The 14,154-nt window shown below is 62.7% G+C and carries 12 protein-coding genes; 5 read left to right on the top strand and 7 right to left on the bottom strand.

Annotated elements, in window-relative coordinates:
- Positions 1 to 65 precede the first annotated feature (65 nt).
- The gene (polA, locus tag ACIQUB_RS15265; RefSeq protein ID WP_113239422.1) at positions 66 to 3,065 is read right to left on the bottom strand and encodes a DNA polymerase I; all 3,000 of its coding nucleotides are present in this window, start codon (positions 3,063 to 3,065) and stop codon (positions 66 to 68) included.
- A gap of 180 nt (positions 3,066 to 3,245) precedes the next feature.
- Here polA and ACIQUB_RS15260 point away from each other — a divergent pair, with 180 nt between their 5' ends.
- Positions 3,246 to 3,686 carry a hypothetical protein gene (locus tag ACIQUB_RS15260; protein WP_047506782.1) on the top strand — a complete coding sequence of 147 codons (441 nt, stop codon included), beginning with the start codon at positions 3,246 to 3,248 and terminating at the stop codon, positions 3,684 to 3,686.
- A gap of 366 nt (positions 3,687 to 4,052) precedes the next feature.
- Entirely contained in the window at positions 4,053 to 4,469 is a 417-nt protein-coding gene (locus ACIQUB_RS15255) for a MarR family winged helix-turn-helix transcriptional regulator (protein WP_018899251.1), read from the top strand.
- 54 nt (positions 4,470 to 4,523) lie between these two features.
- On the opposite strand, the gene ACIQUB_RS15250 is transcribed toward ACIQUB_RS15255, so the two are convergent.
- The 4 genes from ACIQUB_RS15250 to ACIQUB_RS15235 form a co-directional block, all read right to left on the bottom strand.
- Entirely contained in the window at positions 4,524 to 4,925 is a 402-nt protein-coding gene (locus ACIQUB_RS15250; protein ID WP_113239420.1) for a hypothetical protein, read from the bottom strand.
- Between the two features lie 145 nt (positions 4,926 to 5,070).
- Positions 5,071 to 6,327, bottom strand: coding sequence for a sensor domain-containing diguanylate cyclase (locus ACIQUB_RS15245; RefSeq protein ID WP_113239418.1), 1,257 nt, complete (start codon positions 6,325 to 6,327; stop codon positions 5,071 to 5,073).
- Positions 6,328 to 6,440: 113 nt separating this feature from the next.
- Entirely contained in the window at positions 6,441 to 6,902 is a 462-nt protein-coding gene (locus ACIQUB_RS15240; protein ID WP_113239416.1) for a cupin domain-containing protein, read from the bottom strand.
- Between the two features lie 46 nt (positions 6,903 to 6,948).
- Positions 6,949 to 7,371: a DUF1801 domain-containing protein gene (locus tag ACIQUB_RS15235; protein ID WP_113239415.1), complete on the bottom strand. Its 423-nt coding sequence runs from the start codon at positions 7,369 to 7,371 to the stop codon at positions 6,949 to 6,951.
- 135 nt (positions 7,372 to 7,506) lie between these two features.
- On the opposite strand from ACIQUB_RS15235, the gene ACIQUB_RS15230 reads away from it, so the two are divergent.
- Entirely contained in the window at positions 7,507 to 8,757 is a 1,251-nt protein-coding gene (locus ACIQUB_RS15230) for a D-arabinono-1,4-lactone oxidase (RefSeq protein WP_113239414.1), read from the top strand.
- A gap of 110 nt (positions 8,758 to 8,867) precedes the next feature.
- Positions 8,868 to 9,350, top strand: coding sequence for a transcription elongation factor GreA (gene greA, locus ACIQUB_RS15225; protein WP_113239412.1), 483 nt, complete (start codon positions 8,868 to 8,870; stop codon positions 9,348 to 9,350).
- Here greA and ACIQUB_RS15220 read toward each other — a convergent pair.
- Both ACIQUB_RS15220 and ACIQUB_RS15215 read right to left on the bottom strand, forming a co-directional pair.
- Positions 9,334 to 9,873, bottom strand: coding sequence for a ribonuclease H (locus tag ACIQUB_RS15220; protein ID WP_113239411.1), 540 nt, complete (start codon positions 9,871 to 9,873; stop codon positions 9,334 to 9,336). The genes greA and ACIQUB_RS15220 overlap by 17 nt on opposite strands.
- Before the next feature lie 85 nt (positions 9,874 to 9,958).
- Complete coding sequence (locus ACIQUB_RS15215) at positions 9,959 to 12,349, bottom strand: EAL domain-containing protein (protein ID WP_113239410.1); 2,391 nt, start codon at positions 12,347 to 12,349, stop codon at positions 9,959 to 9,961.
- A gap of 194 nt (positions 12,350 to 12,543) precedes the next feature.
- On the opposite strand from ACIQUB_RS15215, the gene ACIQUB_RS15210 reads away from it, so the two are divergent.
- Positions 12,544 to 13,932, top strand: a complete 1,389-nt coding sequence (locus tag ACIQUB_RS15210; protein ID WP_113239482.1) for a dipeptidase — start codon at positions 12,544 to 12,546, stop codon at positions 13,930 to 13,932.
- Positions 13,933 to 14,154 lie beyond the last annotated feature (222 nt).

Below are 14,154 nucleotides of genomic sequence, written 5' to 3'. Positions count from 1 at the left end.
AAAGTCCGATGCGTGGATGCAAAAAGTTAGAGCGTCTCTTGTGCGTTCGCGCGAACGCGAGGCGCTTAATGCGCCTCGTCCCAGTTGGTCGCCGCGCGCGCATCCACCTTCAGCGGCACACGCATTTCGAGCGCCGGCATGGTGGCGTTTTCCATCACCGAAACGATGACAGGCATCGCCTTGTCGACGTCCTCGTCTTCGACCTCGAAGATCAGTTCGTCGTGCACCTGCAGCAGCATGCGCACCCGCTCGGAAAGCCCGACCTCTGATAACGCCGGCTCCATCTTGATCATCGCCCGGCGGATCACATCGGCGGCCGAGCCCTGGATCGGCGCGTTGATCGCCGCGCGCTCGTTGAAGGCGCGAACCGAGGGATTGGAGGAGCGAATCTCCGGATAGTTGATTCGCCGCCCGAAGATCGTCTCGACATAGCCCTTGTCGCGCGCCTGCTGCTTGGTGCCGTCCATGTAGTCGCGAATGCCCGGGAAGCGCTCGAAATAGCGCTTGATGTAGTCGCTGGCTTCCGAGCGCTCGATGGAGAGCTGGTTGGCAAGACCGAAGGCCGAGATGCCGTAGATGATGCCGAAGTTGATCGCCTTGGCACGACGACGCACCTCGGACGGCATGCCCTCGACGGGAACGCCGAACATTTCGGACGCCGTCATCGCGTGAATGTCGATCCCGTCGGCGAAGGCCTGCGTCAGCTGCGGGATCTCGGCGACATGGGCAAGTACGCGGAGCTCGATCTGGCTGTAGTCGGCCGAGATCAGCTTGTGGCCCGGCGTCGAGATGAAAGCGGTGCGGATCTTGCGGCCTTCGGCGGTACGAACCGGAATGTTCTGCAGGTTGGGTTCCGACGAGGATAGCCGCCCCGTCGTCGTCGATGCCAGCGAATAGGAGGTATGCACCCGCTTCGTCTGCGGGTGCACATAGCCCGGCAGCGCATCGGTATAGGTGGACTTGAGCTTGGTCAGCTGCCGCCAGTCGACGATCTTGCGCGGCAGTTCCAGCCCGGCCGCCGCCAGGTCTTCCAGCACGCTGGCCGAGGTCGACCATTGCCCGGTCTTCGTCTTCGAGCCGCCGGCAAGGCCCATCTTGCCGAACAGGATGTCGCCCAGCTGCTTCGGCGAGCCGATGTTGAAACGCTCGCCGGCCAGCTGGTAGATCTCGTCCTCCAGCCGCGCCGCGCCCTGCGCCAGCTCGCCTGAAAGGCGCGACAGGATCTGCCGGTCGACGGTGATCCCGCGTTCTTCCATATGCGCGAGCACGGGCAGCAGCGGCCGTTCCAGGCGCTCGTAGACGGAGGTCAGCTTCTCGGCTGCCAGCCGCGGCTTCAGCACCATCCAGAGCCTGAGCGTCACATCGGCATCCTCGGCCGCGTAATGCGTGGCGCGGTCGATATCGACGAGATCGAAGGAGATGTTCGACTTGCCGCTGCCGGCCACGTCCTTGTAGGCGATCGGCTTGTGGTTGAGGAATTTCTCCGACAGCGGATCCATGCCATGCGCGCCGGTGCCTGCATCGAGCACGTAGGAGATCAGCATCGTGTCGTCGAAGTTCTTCGTCTCGACGCCGTAGCGCTTCATCAGCAGGTAGTCGTATTTCAGGTTCTGCGCGACCTTGAGCACCGACTGGTCCTCAAGCAGCGCCTTCAGGCGCGGCAGCGCATCGCGCATCGGGATCTGGTTCTCGGCCATGCCGCCGCCGAGCAGGTCGCCGACGCCGGTCTTGTGGCCGAGCGGCACATAGGCGGCGCGGATGTTGACGCCCGTGGGGCTCTTCGCATTATCGGCAATCGCCATCGAGAAGCCGACGAGCTCGGCCTGCATGGCGTCGAGCGAGGTCGTCTCGGTGTCGAAGCCGATCACACCTGTCTCGCGCGCATCCGCGATCCACTTGTCGAGCGTCGCGACATCGCGGATCGCTACATAACGCGAATGGTCGAAGGGCAGGTTGGCGAAGGCGTCGGCCCGCGACCTGGCGAAATCGGACGGCGTGAAGCTGCCCTCGGGCGCGGCGGAGCCGTTGACTTTAGTCGGAACAGCGACGGCATCGCCGACGACCTCAGGCGTTCCGCCGGCAACCGGCGCCGACTCCGCCACATCGAGATCAGGCCCATGCGCATTCGCGCCCCACTCGACCGGCACGTCGACCGCGTCGATGGCACCCGCATCGCATTCGCAGGCCTCGGCCACGCGCCGCGTCAGGCTGGTGAACTGCATGGCCTTCAGGAAGCCGATCAGCTTCGGTCCGTCCTGCGCTTCGAGAATGAGGTCGGCGACGGCAAGCTCCAGCGGCACGTCGGTGCGGAGCTTGACGAGTTCGCGCGACAGCCGCGCCTTGTCGGCGTTCTCGATGATCGTCTGCCGCCGCTTCTCCTGCTTGATCTCGGTGGCGCGCTCAAGCAGCGTGTCGAGGTCGCCATATTCGGCAAGCAGCGTCGCCGCCGTCTTCGGGCCGATACCGGGAATACCAGGCACGTTGTCGACGGAATCGCCGGTCATCGCCTGCAGGTCGATCATCTTTTCCGGCGGCACGCCCCATTTCTCGATCACGTCAGGGATGCCGATCTGCTTGTCCTTCATGCTGTCGTACATGTGGACGTTATCGGTGACGAGCTGCATCAGGTCCTTGTCGGAGGAGACGATCGTCACGTCCGCGCCGAGCGCTTCGGCCTGGCGGGCATAGGTGGCGATGATGTCGTCGGCCTCAAAACCCTCGGTCTCGATGCAGGGCAGGTTGAAGGCGCGCGTCGCCTGGCGGATCAGTCCGAACTGCGGGATCAGCTCTTCGGGTGGTGCCGAGCGGTTGGCCTTGTAGGCGTCATAGAGATCCTTGCGGAAGGTCTTCGACGAATAGTCGAAGATGACGGCCAGATGCGTCGGCGTCACGCCGACCGACGTGTCGCGCGCCTCGGTCAAAAGCTTCCACAGCATGTTGCAGAAACCCGAGACGGCGCCGACAGGCAGCCCATCGGATTTGCGCGTCAGCGGCGGCAGGGCATGGAAGGCTCGAAAGATGAATCCGGAGCCGTCGACAAGAAAGAGATGATCGCCTTTTTTCATGGCAGCATGGATAGCGCGCCGGCCCTGCGAGGTCCATATAAAGTTAGGGTGCTGGCGCGTTGCGCACATGCTTGGGAAGTGCTGGAAAACGCGCGGAAACGGCCATAACCCCTCAATAGCTGCGGCTTGTTTCAGGCGTTTTTCGCCCGTACATTGGGCGATGGCCAAAGGGAGTCCGCAATGTCTGGAGAGCCCGAATCGCAGCGTTATTTTTTCAATCAGCTCTCGATGCTGATCGACGGCATGAAGGGGTTGAACAATCAGATCGGTCGGCAGGTCGAGGCGGTGGGTCGGTACGACAAGGAGTTCGCGAAGATCAGGATAGAGATCGGCGGAATGAAGTCCGAGCTCGGGCAAATAAAAATAGACCTGAACCAGTTTCGTTCCCGCGTTGATCTTCAGATGGAAGCGATCTTGCGTCGATTGGATCTGCAGGACAGCGTCATGCATGACAGTGTCGATCATATTCGGGAACTGCGTTCCGACAGCCTGCGCCAGTACAACGAAGTGATCAATGCCGTGCAGGATAGTTATCAAAACCGGATGTCCGTCAACGACATCGAGGAGCGCCTCGCCGAACTCGAACGCCTCATCGGCCCGCGCCTTCCGCCCGCTGCGTGAGTCTCGCACAAGCCGCTCACTGGACTGTTACCAAAATGTAATAGTCAATTCTTTTCTTTCCCTTGAAAAGCCACATTCGGAACTACAAATAAATATCACCGACGCGACATTGATCACGTCGAGGGTCTGATTGCCGGCTCGTCCCCCGCCGCATTGGACTTGGACAAAGGCCTCATCCCCTCTCCGGGCCTTTGTCCCCTATTTGAAGCCGCCATAGCCTTACCTCCAGGCTATGGCGGCTTTGTTTTTCTGCACTATCTCCAGCTGTATGAATATGAATGTCTGTCTTTCAAAGCATCGCATACGATTTGTTGCATTGCTCGTGGCTGGGTTTTGCGCCTAACTGAAAAAATGGGAACGGAACGAATGGACTCGGGAGCCTATCTCGCCAGCCAGCTGGCCAAGGGCTTTGCCCGCTCGCTGCAGCAGCGCGCGGCAAGGTTGGGTTTTTCGCCGGGTCAGTTTCCGATATTGCTGGAGCTTTGGGCCGAGGACGGGCTGACGCAGAAGCAGCTGCTCGCCCGTGTCGATATCGAACAGGCGACCATGGCCAACACGCTGTCGCGCATGGAGCGCGATGGCCTGATCGAGCGCCGGCCGCATCCCTCCGACAAGCGCGCCCAGCTGGTGTTCCTCACCGACCGCGCGAAAACGATGGAAAACGATGCGGTGCTGGCCGCCCGTGAGGCCGATCTCGCTTTGTTCGATGGCTTCAAGACATTCGAGCGCGAACTGACGCTCGAATACATCCGTCGCCTGCTGGAGAACGCCAAGAAGCTCTGAGATTTGGGTGTGGTCCCGGCGCGAGCCGCGCCATCAGGGAGAGGTGCCGGCGCCTTATTCGGCGGCGGCGAGGTAGATCTGGTTCTGCGAGGATGCGGCCAGAGCCTGCACGCGCGCTTCGGTCTTGGCGATCAGCTGATAGAACTCGTCCTGTGCCTCGACATCGAGCTGAATGACGGCGTTCACCTCGTCCGGCGTGTCGCAGACGCAGGCAATGGCCGATATCGGGCAGACGCCGCCGGGATAGCGCTTGCCGTTGCCGGTGTAGGCGCGGCGGCCCCAACGCTCGGAATAGACGGTCTCTTCGCGATCGATATGAAGGATCGTGCCCTTGCACGCGGTCACGATGCCGGCCTTGCCATAGGCAAACCAGTGGTAGTTCAATTTCCGCAAGATATACTTGCCGGTGATGTCTTCCCCGGCCAATTCGGCGGGATCTTCAATCATACGGATCATGACGTCTTCCTTAACGTGCACGTAATCTCCGATATCTATGTTTCAGCTTCAAGACGAAAAGGTCAGCTTTTGGAGCCACTTAGTCACAAGTTGTTTCGAATTCTTACGAATTTCGCCGCTTTTTCGCCCTTTGAGCGCCATCGGCTCAGCCCCGGAACGCAACTTCCAGGTTTTGCCGGTCCTGCGCGACCACCCGGCAGTGCGTCTCGAAGCCTTCGCCCTTGATCATCAATACGAACTCGGCCGGGATTCCCGTTGAGCTCGAAACCGAGAGTGCGGCGCTGTCGGCGCCGAGCGAGCGGATGGTGCAGTCGATCGTCGAGCGGCGGTCGTTGAAGAGGATCGAGCCGGCCTTCAGCACCCGTCGGCGCGCGCCGCTCGGCTGATCCGAGCTGATCGATTGCCAGCAGAGGCAGCGGTTGCGGCCGCTGCGCTTGGCCTCGTACATGGCGGCATCCGCCTGGGCGAGAAGCGTGTCGATCTCCTTGCAGACAATCGAGAGCGCCGAAATCCCGAAGCTCGCCGTCACCTCGAGCGAGCCGAACTCGCCGACGATCGGCTCGGCCGAAATCGCCGCCCGCAGTCTCTCGGCCACGACGAGTGCGCCCTCGCGGTCGACATTGGGCAGGATGATCGCGAATTCCTCGCCGCCCAGCCGGCCGAACAGGTCGCCGCTTCGAAGCACCGAGCGGCAGATCGAAGACACCGCCTTCAGCACCTCGTCGCCGGCCGCGTGGCCATGCGTGTCGTTGACGGTCTTGAAGTGGTCGATGTCGAGCACGATGCAGGCGAGGCTTTTCTGGTTGCGCAGCGCAGCCCCGATCAGCTGGTCGGTCTCTTCCTTGAAGGCGCGGCGCGTCAGTCCCTCGGTCAGGCTGTCGGTCGCCGCCGATTGCATCAGTTCGATGCGGTCCATGGCAACGCCGGCGATCTCTTCGAGAATGGTGAGATCCTTGCGCCCGAAGGAGCGCGCCGTGCGATCGATGGCGCAGACAGTGCCGACCGTGTGGCCGCTCTTGGTGCGCAGCGGAACGCCGGCATAAAAGCGGATATGGTTTTCACCTGTTACTGCGGGGTGGGCGGCAAAGCGCGGGTCGCGGGTCGCGTCGGGCACGATCACGGCCGTGTCGAGGTCCACCACGAAGCGGCAGAAGGAATCCTCGCGCGGCACTTCGCTGTTCGAGAGGCCGGAGCAGGCCTTGTACCATTGGCGATGCGCGTCGATCAGGGAGACAAGGCCGATGTCGACGGTGAACACTTCCTTGATCAGCCGAACGATCCGCTCGAAGCCTTCATCGCGCGGCGAATCGAGCAGGTCGAGCTGCTCCAGCGCCGCTAGGCGCTCGAGTTCCCGCTGTTTCACATCCGCGGAAGATGTACCGAATGCGCGCGCAACAGCCATTGCAAACGTGCTCCCCACCTAAATCCGTGTATGAGATGCCTCGCACAAAATCATGAACAAATGAATATTATGCGTCCCCGGTTCTCATCGGTGAAGGTCGCGGGGCAGGGGTGTCAAGGTTTCGGATAGGGGCTCCCATTCTTGTGAACGAACCGGCCATCGGCGTTTGCGCTCATCATGTCGATGTCGGAACAGGTGGTGAGATCGGCCATGTCACGAGAGCCGATTTCCAGATAGATCGCCATCGCATCGGACCGGTTGATGAGGTGATGGCCGTTGCCGGTGTTCTTCGCAAAGGCGGCGCAATCGCCGGCGCGAAGCGGCGTTTCGCCGTCATCCTCGACCAGCACCACCTCGCCCGAGAGCACATAGACGAACTCGTCCTCATGCGAGTGCCAGTGCCGCTGGCTCGACCAGTTTCCCGGCGGCAGGTGCATGAGGTTGATGCCGAAATCGGAAAGCCCGCCGGCGTCACCCAGCCGCTGGCGGACCCGCTCGGCGCAGGCCGCCGCATGCGGCTCCGGGTAAGGCGAGCCCTTGACGCGGGGCACGGTGGCGACGTCGATCTTCGGCATCAGACTATCCTCCGCATTGGTGGTTAGGCGTGCGTGCGCCGCCCGCTCAACCGCCCTTCGGCTTCTTCGTGGCCTTCGTCATGTTGAGCGCGATTGCCGCCCGCACGAGTGCCGTAAGGGCCGGCGCGTCGATCGTATCTCCCTCGTGAAAGTCGATGGCGCGGCGGGCATTGCCCTCGAGGCTGGCGTTGAACAGGCCGGAGGGATCGTCGAGCGATGCACCCTTGGCGAAGGTCAGCTTCACGGCGGTCTTGTAGGTCTCGCCGGTGCAGATGATGCCGGAACGCTCCCACACCGGAACGCCGCGCCACTTCCACGTCTCGATCACCTCTGGATCGGCGTCCCGGATGATGCGCCGCGCATTGGCCAGCATCGCGCCACGCCAGTCGGTCAGCTCCGCGATCCGCTGGTCGATCAGCTTTGATGCATCGGCTTCCTCGCCCGTGGCACCCTTTGTCTTCTCCGCCATTCCATCCTCCCCGTCGATAAGCTCATGCGAATACTGCGCAATCTAGGAGATTCGCGGCCGAGGGGAAGAGGGTTTCCTTTGTCTCCGCCTCCATCGTCGTGCTACCACTCCTGCGGGATTCGAGGAGGTTCACTCATGACGCAGGTGCCTGCCGCCAATTGGGCGGAAAGCTTTCACTATGGTTTCAAGGACTGCCATTATCCGTCCTCGCTTGAGGAGATAAGCGCGATCGTCGCGCGGTCGGCAGCGGTCAAGACGCTCGGCTCGCGCCACTCGTTCAACGCCATCGTCGATGGCAGCTCTGCCATGTCGCTCGAGCGGATGCCGATCGATCCTGTCGTCGAAAGCGGCGGCCGCCAGGTCTCGGTCGCCGGCCACTGCACCTATGGCGAGCTCGCGCTCTTCCTGCAGCGCCACCAGCTCGCCATCCACAATCTCGCATCCCTTCCGCACATCTCGATCGCCGGCGCGATCGCCACCGCGACGCACGGCTCGGGCGACGGCAACGGCAACCTGGCCACGGCGGTCTCCGGCCTCGAATTCGTCGCCGGCGATGGCAGCCTGGTGAAGGTAAAGCGCGGCGATGCAGATTTCGAAGGCATGGTCGTGCATCTGGGCGCGCTCGGCGTCGTCACCCGCGTGACGCTGGATGTTCAGCCGGAATTCCAGGTCGCGCAGCACGTCTATGAGGGGCTGAGCTGGGACGCGCTCTTGTCCAACCTCGATGCCATCATGGCGGCGGCCTATAGCGTCAGCGTCTTCACCCAATGGGGCGAGAAGGCAGGGGCCGTCTGGCTGAAGGAGACGGAAAAGAGCGGCAATCATCCCGATGCCCTCCACGGCGCGGTCAATGCCGACATCAAGCGCCATCCGATCATCGGCCTCGACGCCGAAAACGCCACCGAGCAGCTGGGCGCCTTCGGCCGCTGGTCGGACCGGCTGCCGCATTTCAAGATGGGTTTTACGCCGAGCAGCGGCGCCGAGATCCAGTCCGAATATCATGTGCCCCGCAAGCATGGCGCCGCCGCCGTCGAGGCGCTCTTGTCGATCCGCCCGAAATTCGCGCATCTCGTCCAATCAGGCGAACTCCGCACCGTCGCCGCCGACGGCCTGTGGCTGAGCCCGCAGTTCAATCGCGATACGCTGTCGATCCATTTCACCTGGGTTCGCGACCAGGCTGCGGTCGATGCCGCCGCCGCCGAGATCGAGCAGGCGCTGGCGCCCTTCTCGCCCTTGCCGCACTGGGGCAAGGTATTCACCCGCCAACATATCGGCAGGCACTACGCGAAGCTCCCCGACTTCGCCCGTCTTCGCGAACGCATGGACCCGGAACGCAAATTCTCCAATCCATGGCTGGAAGAGGTTGTCTTCGGCACGACGAACTAAGCGCGATCGTGCGGCATCTTGCCGGCGTTGGCGCTCGCCGCCGCGCCGGTATATGCTGTTGCGAACAAGCAAGGGACGAAGATATCCCTGATATCGGTATGGAGTAAAGATTGGCGGTCGCCTTCACCAAGGAAGAAAGCTTCGAGACGGCATCGGAAACGCTGATTCCCGATCGGCCGATCTCGCAGCATCCGAACCTCGTCACCGAGGCTGGGTTGAAGGCACTGGAGCTCAATCTTAGCCAAGCGCGCGAAGCCTATGAGGCGACGTTGGGGATCGACGACATCAACGAGCGCCGCCGCCAGGGTGCCGCGCCGTTGCGTGATGCCCGCTACTTCGCGGCCCGCCTCGGCACTGCCCAGCTCATGCCCGCGCCTACGTTCAGCGATGCCGTGGCGTTCGGCAGCCTCGTCACCTTCGAGCGCGAGGACGGGCGCGTGCAGACCTATCGCATCGTCGGCGAGGACGAGGCCGATCCGAAGGCCGGGTCGATCTCCTACGTCTCGCCGGTGGCGCGTGTGCTGATCGGCAAGGCCGTCGGCGATGTGGTCGATGCCGGTGGCCAGGAGCTGGAGATTATCGCGATCGCTTGAGCGGGGCTTTCACCGCGATTGACAGCCGCCCGCTATCCGCAAGCCTGTCGGCTCGCTCGTTTCCCTCGGTGCCGGCATGGCCCTTGCACCATGAAACGGTGATCGTCGCTGATCCCGAGAGTACCGCGTCGATCGCCCTCCACACATCGGCATCGGCGATGCCACGGCTTCTGAGCCGGCTATTGGCGGTGATCTTCTTGAAGCCGTTGTTGCGCCAGATCGGCCGCCACTCGTTGCAGCCCTTCACGGCATAGACCGAATCCGACCAGATCGTCACCACCGCCTCCGCCGCCGCGTGGGCGTTGACCCATCGCGCGGCCTCCAGAACGGCGGTCGCCTCCATCGCATTGTTGGCGGTCTTGCCAGCGCCGCCGCAACCGGATGCGATCTCGACGCCATCGCGATAGACGGCGAAGCCCCAACCGCCATTGCTGGAGCTAGGCTCGCAGCAGCCGTCGGTGAAGATCTCAAGCGTGTCGTGAGCATCGATGGCGGCGCGGGCAGTGTCGGAATTATCGGTCATGTCGGCGGAACGTTTGACAAATCGGCGGGAAGGCGCAGCCTATCCGAAACGCCCGGATCTGTCTTCCGCCCCAGATAATGCCCGCCTATTTCGACGTCGAAACCACCTGCGGATAAAGCAACACCGTCTTCTGCTGCTTCTCATGCGCGGAAAGATAGCTCTCTCGCGCCGCCATCTTCACGCTGGGCTCGATATCCGGCTTGCCGAGAAGCAGCCCCTGCATCTGCTCGCAGCCCTCGTTGGTCACGATCTGGCGCTGCAGTTCGGTCTCCACGCCCTCCGTCACCACCTGTATCCCGAGGCTGTGGCCGAGGCCGATGATGGCGCGCACGATCGAGCGGGCGGCGGCGTCGTGTTCGAGGATGCCGGTAAAGCTGCGATCGACCTTGATCTTGTCGAAGGGCAGCGCGCGCAGGTTGGAGAGCGAGGAGAAGCCGGTGCCGAAATCGTCCATGACGATGCGAACGCCGAGACCATGCAGCCGCATCAGCGTCGAGATCGTCGCCACGCGATCGCGGATGAAGGCGGCCTCGGTGATTTCGAGCTCGAGCCGCTGCGGCGCAAGCCCGGTTTCGTGCAGGATGGCGGCCACCCTGTCGTAGAGATTGGGCAGCATGAATTGCACCGGCGAGACGTTGACGGCGATCGTCAGCGGCTGCGGCCAGCGCGCCGCCTCGGTGCAGGCCTGGCGCAGCACCCATTCGCCGAGCTGCACGATGATCCCGCTCTCCTCGGCGATTTTGATGAAGACGTCGGGCTCGGAGCTTCCATGCCCCGGCCGGTTCCAGCGCATCAGCGCCTCGTAGCCGCTGATGCTGCCGGTGCGGCTGTCGAGGATCGGCTGATAGTTGACGAAAAGCTGGTTGCGGGTGATCGCGTGGCGCAGTTCGTTTTCGATCTCGCGCCGCGCCTTGACGGCGGCATCCATCTCCGCGTCGAAGAAGCAGGCCTTGCCGCGGCCGGCATGCTTGGCGCGGTAGAGCGCCGTATCGGCGTTGATGCAGAGAAGCTCGCCGGTGTCGCCATCGGCGGGGTAGACCGCAATGCCGATGCTGACGCCGACGGCGGTCGGATCGCGGGCGACGTCCATTTCGGCGGCGACGCCTGCAAGGATCGCGTCGGCAAGGCCGCGCGCGCCATCGGGCTGTGGCTTGCCGCTCTGGATGATGGCGAACTCGTCGCCGCCAAGCCGCGCGATGGTGGCGCTGTCGTCGGCCACGCGCTGCAGGATCGCGGAGACCTTGCACAGGAGCCGGTCGCCCTCGGCATGGCCGAACAGGTCGTTCACGGCCTTGAAGCGATCGAGATCGAGATAGAAGACCGCCACCTGTCCACGCTTGCGCTGCGCCACCTGGATTGCTTGTCTGAGACGCGTGTCGAAGAGAGAGCGGTTCGGAAGCCCGGTCAGCACGTCATGCTGGGCCAGGTGTTCGATCATCTGCTCGGCGCGCTTGCGCTCCGTGAGATCGCGTACGGCCAGGATATCGCAGCTACGGCCGCGATAGATCATCCGCCGGAGCATGAGTTCGACCGGCAGTTCCGTCTCGCCGTGGGTGGTCAGAAGCGTCTCATGATGCACGCCGGATTGCAGCCCGCCCGGAGGCAGCAGCAGGAAGTCCGGTTTCTGGCCGCGCAATTCGTTGAGCTGCCAGCCGGACATTTCGAGGAATCGCTCGTTGGCGTCGAGGATCATCCCCTCGTAAAGCACCAGCAGCCCCTCCATCGTGGCGTTCGCCAGGCCCTTGAGGTCGGTGAGGTGGCTCGCCAGGAAAACCATGCCGAGCGATGCGAGAATGAGCGCCGTCGAGACCGCCATGACGACACCCGCCAGCGCCTTCGGCTCCACGATCGCAGCCGTCATCTGCCGTCCCGGCTCAGGGGTCAACGTGATGAAGCTCATCGACACGAAATGCGCGGCGGCGATCGCCAGCACCATTGCGGTTGCGGAAAGCAGCACGCGCTTGGAGCCGGATAGCGAACGGAAGATCAGGAAGGCAACGCTTGCAAGTGCCGCGCTGATGACAAGCGCCGAGAGTGTCGCCGTCGCGTTGAAGAGAATGTTGAACTGGCCCTCGACCGCCTGCATGCCGGTGAGGTGCATGGCGGTGATCCCCAGCGCCATCAGCGCGCCGCCCTGCGCGAAGGCGAAGCGGCTGCTGCCCTCGGTGGCGACAAGCAGCGCCAGATAGGAAACGCCGATGGCGATCACAACCGAGAGTGTGGTGAGCCCCAGCCCGTAGGCGATCGAATAGCCGCCGTCATAGGCGAGCATGGAAATGAAGTGGGTGGCCCAGATGCCGACGCCGATGGCGAATGCCGAGGCCATGATCCAGTTGCGCTGCTGGGCGCGATCGCATTGCTGCGCCCTGAAGAGCAGCAGCATGGCGGTGAGGTTTCCGATGAAACAGACGACGACGGCGGCAATGATCAAGCGCCAGTCATGATTGTCACGAATACAGGCGATCACGGTAAACATCAGTCACCTCCAGCACCAATCTCTGGAGGTTATCAAGCGTCTTCTTAAATAACTATGAATTGCAAATTACAACTTTTCCATGCTCTGGCTGTGCGTTCTCGCAGAGTCTGGCGTGTGCTCTTATTTCGTTTTTCACCTCGAAAGCGCTGATGCTTTGGTCTATCGTCCGGCAAAAATTCAAGAAGGAGTCGGAAATGCCTGACCTGATGCCGGTTCTCGCGCGCGCGGACCAGAATTTGCCCTCGAGCCTCGACAAGCTGTTCGAGCTGTTGCGGATCAAGTCGATCTCGACCGATCCCGCCTACAAGGATGATTGCCACAAGGCAGCCGAGTGGCTGGTGGCCTATCTCCGCGACATCGGTTTCGACGCCTCGGTGCGCACCACGCCCGGCCACCCGATGGTCGTCGCCCATCACGATGGCGCCAACTCTTCGGCTCCGCATGTGCTGTTCTACGGCCACTACGACGTGCAGCCGGTCGATCCGATCGATCTCTGGGACAACGACCCCTTCGAGCCTTCCGTGCAGGAAGCCGCCGGCGGCCGCAAGATCCTGACCGGCCGCGGCACCGCCGACGACAAGGGCCAGCTGATGACCTTCGTCGAAGCCTGCCGCGCCTATAAGGAAATCAACGGCGCGCTGCCCGTGCGCGTCACGATCCTGTTCGAGGGTGAGGAAGAATCCGGCTCACCATCGCTGAAGCCATTCCTCGAGGCCAATGCCGCCGAGCTGAAGGCCGACTATGCGCTGGTCTGCGATACCAGCATGTGGGACCGCGACACGCCGGCGATCGCCGCTGCGCTCCGCGGCCTCGTCGGTGAGGAAGTGGTCGTCACCGCTGCCGACCGCGATCTGCATTCGGGCCTCTTCGGCGGTGCGGCAGCCAACCCGATCCATATCCTGACGAAGATCCTCGCCGGCCTTCACGACGACACCGGCCGCATCACGCTGGATGGCTTCTATAACGGCGTCGAGGAAACCCCCGCGAACATCAAGGCTTCCTGGGAAACACTCGGCCTCACCACCGAGAGCTTCCTCGGCGAGGTCGGCCTGTCGGTTCCCTCTGGCGAGAAGGGCCGCTCGGTGCTGGAGCTCACCTGGGCCCGCCCGACCGCTGAAGTCAACGGCATCTGGGGCGGCTACACCGGCGAAGGCTTCAAGACCGTGATCGCCGCAAAGGCGTCGGCCAAGGTCTCCTTCCGCCTCGTCGGCACGCAGGACCCTGCCGCCATCCGCGACAGCTTCCGCTCCTATGTGCGCTCGCAACTCCCCGCTGATTGCTCGGTCGAGTTCCACCCGCATGGCGGCTCGCCGGCCATCCACCTCTCCTATGATTCGCCTGTTCTGACGAAAGCGAAGACGGCGCTCTCCGACGAATGGCCGAAGCCCGCCGTCGTTATCGGCATGGGTGGCTCGATCCCGATCGTCGGCGATTTCCAGAAGATGCTCGGCATGGAATCGCTGCTGGTCGGCTTCGGCCTCAGCGACGACCGCATCCATTCGCCGAACGAGAAGTACGAGCTGACCTCGTACCACAAGGGCATCCGCTCCTGGATCCGCATCATGGAAGCGCTGGCGGCGTAATCGGCGTCGATGAAATGAAAAAGGCGCACCGATTTTTAAAGATCGGGGCGCCAGAGGAACAAAAAGGCCGGGTTGAAACCGGCCTTTCGTCATTCGCTTCGCATCAGTGCCAGTACATCCGTGGTCAAAGTGAAAGCGAATATTGCAGTCAGACTGCCCGCGAAAGGTTAACGAAGCGTTAACGATAATCTCGCGATAGGCAGGTCAATTCTCCATGCGCTC

It is taken from the genome of Rhizobium sp. NPDC090275 (genome assembly GCF_044772225.1).
Taxonomy (GTDB): Bacteria; Pseudomonadota; Alphaproteobacteria; order Rhizobiales; family Rhizobiaceae; genus Rhizobium.
This window is presented reverse-complemented; position numbering and strand designations above follow the sequence as displayed.

What these genes read in the sequence shown, in the direction of transcription:
- ACIQUB_RS15230 (WP_113239414.1), top strand. Translation starts at nt 7,507, where the DNA reads ATGACGCAGGTGCCTGCCGCCAATTGGGCGGAAAGCTTTCACTATGGT.
- ACIQUB_RS15220 (WP_113239411.1), bottom strand. Translation starts at nt 9,873, where the DNA reads ATGACCGATAATTCCGACACTGCCCGCGCCGCCATCGATGCTCACGAC.
- ACIQUB_RS15250 (WP_113239420.1), bottom strand. Translation starts at nt 4,925, where the DNA reads ATGATCCGTATGATTGAAGATCCCGCCGAATTGGCCGGGGAAGACATC.
- polA (WP_113239422.1), bottom strand. Translation starts at nt 3,065, where the DNA reads ATGAAAAAAGGCGATCATCTCTTTCTTGTCGACGGCTCCGGATTCATC.
- ACIQUB_RS15210 (WP_113239482.1), top strand. Translation starts at nt 12,544, where the DNA reads ATGCCTGACCTGATGCCGGTTCTCGCGCGCGCGGACCAGAATTTGCCC.
- ACIQUB_RS15235 (WP_113239415.1), bottom strand. Translation starts at nt 7,371, where the DNA reads ATGGCGGAGAAGACAAAGGGTGCCACGGGCGAGGAAGCCGATGCATCA.
- ACIQUB_RS15240 (WP_113239416.1), bottom strand. Translation starts at nt 6,902, where the DNA reads ATGCCGAAGATCGACGTCGCCACCGTGCCCCGCGTCAAGGGCTCGCCT.
- ACIQUB_RS15255 (WP_018899251.1), top strand. Translation starts at nt 4,053, where the DNA reads ATGGACTCGGGAGCCTATCTCGCCAGCCAGCTGGCCAAGGGCTTTGCC.
- ACIQUB_RS15215 (WP_113239410.1), bottom strand. Translation starts at nt 12,349, where the DNA reads ATGTTTACCGTGATCGCCTGTATTCGTGACAATCATGACTGGCGCTTG.
- ACIQUB_RS15260 (WP_047506782.1), top strand. Translation starts at nt 3,246, where the DNA reads ATGTCTGGAGAGCCCGAATCGCAGCGTTATTTTTTCAATCAGCTCTCG.
- ACIQUB_RS15245 (WP_113239418.1), bottom strand. Translation starts at nt 6,327, where the DNA reads ATGGCTGTTGCGCGCGCATTCGGTACATCTTCCGCGGATGTGAAACAG.